General features: G+C 72.8%; 4 protein-coding genes. All 4 read left to right on the top strand.

Going from position 1 to position 3,999, the window contains the following annotated elements:
* Window positions 1–696: precorrin-6Y C5,15-methyltransferase (decarboxylating) subunit CbiT (gene cbiT, locus EQG76_RS01540; protein WP_159709983.1), on the top strand; the 696-nt coding region annotated here is incomplete at its 5' end.
* A complete protein-coding gene (gene cobI / locus EQG76_RS01545; protein ID WP_159709985.1) occupies window positions 693–1,391 on the top strand; it encodes a precorrin-2 C(20)-methyltransferase in 699 nt (232 codons plus the stop codon). The genes cbiT and cobI, both read left to right, overlap by 4 nt.
* Complete coding sequence (gene cobJ / locus EQG76_RS01550) at window positions 1,388–3,178, top strand: precorrin-3B C(17)-methyltransferase (protein WP_159709987.1); 1,791 nt, start codon at window positions 1,388–1,390, stop codon at window positions 3,176–3,178. The genes cobI and cobJ overlap by 4 nt, the downstream gene beginning before the upstream one ends.
* A complete protein-coding gene (cobM, locus tag EQG76_RS01555) occupies window positions 3,175–3,927 on the top strand; it encodes a precorrin-4 C(11)-methyltransferase (protein ID WP_159709989.1) in 753 nt (250 codons plus the stop codon). Before cobJ ends, cobM begins: the two co-directional genes overlap by 4 nt.
* Window positions 3,928–3,999 lie beyond the last annotated feature (72 nt).

Here is a 3,999-nt window from a genome sequence, read left to right on the forward strand (position 1 = left end):
CTCCGCGTGCTGGAGCATCTGGGCGGGCCGGACGAGCGGGTGCTCGACCTGGCGGCTGCCGAGGTGGCGCAGCATGCGTTCCGCGATCTGGTGGTGGTCGGGCTGGAAGTGCCCGCCCCCGAGGGCCCGGTCCGCCCGCTGGTGCCGGGGCTGCCGGACGATGCGTTCTGCCATGATGGCCAGCTCACCAAGCGCGAGGTGCGTGCGGCGACGCTGGCGCGGCTGGCTCCCTGCCCGCACGAGCGGCTCTGGGATGTGGGTGCCGGCAGCGGTGCCATCGCCATCGAATGGCTGCGTGCCCAGCCCGGCACCAGGGCCGTCGCCATCGAGCGGGATCCCGCCAGGCTTGAGCGCATCCGCGCAAATGCCCTGCGGCTGGGCACGCCGGAGCTGGCTCTGGTGCTGGGAAGCGCGCCAGCGGCACTGGACGGGTTGCCCATGCCAGATGCGATCTTCCTTGGCGGCGGTACCGGCACGCCCGGCCTGATCACGACCCTGGCCGAGCGGCTGCGCCCGGGCGGCCGGCTGGTGGCGAACGCCGTCACCCTGGAGGGCGAAGCAGCACTGCTGGCGGCAGCGTCCAGCCATGGCGGCGAGCTCGCCCGGATTGCGGTGAGCCGTGCGGAGCCGGTCGGCGGCACGCTCGCTTGGCGGGCCCTGGCGCCGGTGACTCAATGGGCGTGGACCAGGCCGTGACCACCTTGTTCGGCATCGGGGTCGGCCCGGGCGATCCGGAGCTCGTGACGCTGAAGGCGGCCCGGCTGATCGGCACGCTGCCGGTTCTGGCTCATGTCGGCGCCGACGGCCGGCCGAGCCGCGCCCGGCGGATCGCGCAGGCGCTGATCCCGGCCACCGCACGAGAGCTCTCGGCGGACCTGCCGATGCGTTGCGCCCCCGACCTGGCCCGGCCGGTCTATGACCGGCTGGCTGCCGACATCCTGGCCGAGATCCGGCATGGCCGGGCCGTGGGCTTCCTGTGCGAGGGCGACCCCCTGCTCTATGGCTCGTTTGTTGCCCTGCTCGACCGTCTGGCCGAGCTGGTGCCTGTGACGGTGGTGCCCGGCATCACCTCGGTCGCCGCAGCGGCGGCGAGCAGCTGCCATGTCCTGGCCCAGCGGGACGAGAACCTGGCGATCCTGGCGGCCACGGCCGAGGACGCGCGGCTCCAGGCGGCCATGGAATGTACCGCCAGTGTCGCGATCCTGAAGGTCGGCCGCCATCTGCCGCGGATCCGGCGCCTCCTGGCCGAGGCCGGACTGGCCCGGTCGGCGCTGGTCGTGAGCGAGCTGGGCAGTGCCGAGGAGCAGGTCCGCCCACTCGATCTGGTGACGGAGGAACGCCTGCCCTATTTCGCCCTGATCCTGGCCCGCCGCCCGCGCGAGCTGCCATGACCGCGATCGTCGTCCTGGGTGAGCGCAGCCTGCCCTTGGCCCGCCGGATCGCGACGGCGCTGGCCGGTGCCGAGATCCATGGCCCGGCCGGGCTGGCGGTCGACACGAGCTTCACCAAGGCGACCGGACATCTGCTGGGCCTGTTCCGCCAGGGCCGGCCGATCGTCCTGTTGGGTGCCGCCGGCATCGCGATCCGGGCGGTAGCACCGGCGCTGGCCGACAAGACGGTGGAGCCGCCGCTCCTGGCGGTGGCCGAGGACGGCTCCAGCGTGGTGCCGCTCTTGGGCGGCCACCGCGGCGCCAACCGGCTGGCCCGGCAGCTCGCTGCTGCGCTCGGCGTCCAGCCCGCCATCACCACGGCGGGCGACCTGCGGCTGGGCCTGGCTCTGGACGAGCCGCCGGCCGGCTTCGCCTGCCCGGACCCGGCGTCGGCCAAGGCACTGACCGCCCATCTGCTGGAAGGCGGCAGTATCCGGCTGGACGACCCGGCAGGGCTGGCGCCGGCTGCGGGCCTGGCGGGTCTCGAGGTGGATCCGGCCAGCCGCTGGACGATCCGGCTGACCGAGCAGGCCGTCTCCGGGCACCCGCGGCAACTGGTCTGGCATCCGCGCCGCCTCGTGCTGGGAGTGGGCTGCGAACGGAACGCGCCGGCCGACCTGCTGGTCAACCATGTGGAGGCCTGCCTCGCCCGGGCCGGACTGGCGTCAGCCGCGATCGCCTGCGTCGCCTCGATCGACGTGAAGGCCGACGAGCCGGCGATCCACGCGCTGGCCGGGCACCTGGGCGTGCCGGCCAGGTTCTTCACACCAGCCGAACTCCGGGAGCAGACGGCGCGGCTGGCCAATCCTTCGGAGTTGGTGTTCCGCGAGGTCGGCTGCCATGGCGTGGCCGAGGGTGCGGCACTGGCCGGGGTCGGATCGGAAGGTCGGCTGCTCGTGGCAAAGCAGCCAGGCCCCCGGGTGACCTGTGCGGTCGGGCTGGCGCCACTGCCGGTCGATCCACGATCGGTCGGGCGCGCGCGCGGCCGGCTGGCCGTGCTGGGGGTGGGCCCTGGCCAGCCGGCCTGGCGGACCCGGGAGGTGGAAGCCCTGCTGGCCTCTGCCAGCGACGTAGTCGGCTACCGGCTCTATCTCGACCTGGTGGCCGACCGAATCGGCCATTGCCGGCGCCACGACTTCGATCTGGGCGAGGAGGAGGCGCGCTGCCGCCATGCGCTGGCACTGGCTGCGAAAGGGCAAGACGTCGCCCTGGTCTGCTCGGGCGATGCCGGCATCTTCGCCATGGCCTCGCCGCTGGTGGAACTCATGGAGCGGCCGGATGACCCGGCCTGGGCGCGGGTCGAGCTGGTGGTAGGCCCGGGAATCAGCGCCATGCAGGCGGCAGCCGCCATGCTGGGCGCGCCACTCGGCCATGATTTCTGCGCGATCTCGCTCTCCGACCTGCTTACACCGCGTGCCGAGATCGAGCGCCGCCTGCAGGCTGCCGCCCAGGGCGATTTCGTGATCGCCTTCTACAACCCGGTGAGCCGCAGGCGGCGCGACCTGCTCCCGCTCGCCCGGGCGATCCTGCTGGAGGCGCGCCCGGCCGATACCCCGGTAGCGATCGCGCGTAGCCTCGGGCGACCAGAGGAGGAAGTGACGGTGACCACGCTGGCGGCCCTCGACCCCGAGACGGTCGACATGCTCTCCCTGGTCCTGGTCGGCTCATCCAACAGCCGCGCCGTGACCCTGCCATCCGGCCGCACGCTGGTGCTCACGCCGCGCGGCTACCATCGGAAGTCCGCATGACCGTGCATTTCATCGGCGCTGGCCCTGGCGCCGCCGACCTCATCACCGTGCGCGGGCTGGAGCTGATCCGGCGCTGCCCGGTCTGCCTCTATGCGGGCTCGCTGGTGCCGCGCGCCGTCGTGGAGGCCGCACCCGCCGAGGCCGAGGTGGTGGACACCGCGCCCTTGCATCTCGACCAGATCATGGCGTTGATCGAGGCGGCGCACCGCCGGGGCCAGGACGTGGCCCGCGTCCATTCCGGCGATCCCTCGATCTATGGTGCCACGGCCGAGCAGATCCGCCGTCTCGTGGCGCTGGGCATCCCCTACACGATCACCCCGGGCGTGCCGGCTTTCGCTGCGGCGGCGGCCGAACTCGGCACGGAGCTGACCCTGCCGGACGTCGCCCAGTCGATCGTCCTGACCCGCACCACCGTGCGGGCCTCGGCGATGCCGGCGGGCGAGGAACTCGCGGCATTCGCCCAGACCGGCGCCACGCTGGCGATCCATCTCTCGATCAACAACCTGGCACGCGTGGTCCGCGAGCTCGTCCCGGTCATGGGCGAGGACATGCCGGTGGCGGTGGTCTACCGGGCGACCTGGCCGGACCAGCAGATCATCCAGGGCACGCTCGGCGACATCCGGGCCAAGGTGAAGGGGCTGGGCCTGACCCGCACCGCGCTGATCATGGTCGGCCGGGTGCTCGACCCGGGCCATTTCTCCGACAGTCGCCTCTACGCAGCTGACCATACCCACGTGCTCCGGCCCTAGCTTGCCGAGCGCTCCCGTTGACGCGGTGCATCCCCGGACGGAAGATGATGGTGAGGTCTCTCCGTCGTCGGG

This window comes from Geminicoccus flavidas (assembly GCF_009806515.1).
Lineage (GTDB): Bacteria > Pseudomonadota > Alphaproteobacteria > Geminicoccales > Geminicoccaceae > Geminicoccus > Geminicoccus flavidus.

Bases quoted from the DNA above. Each gene is read 5' to 3' on its own strand.
- cobJ (WP_159709987.1), top strand. From the start codon at position 1,388: ATGACCGCGATCGTCGTCCTGGGTGAGCGCAGCCTGCCCTTGGCCCGC.
- cobM (WP_159709989.1), top strand. From the start codon at position 3,175: ATGACCGTGCATTTCATCGGCGCTGGCCCTGGCGCCGCCGACCTCATC.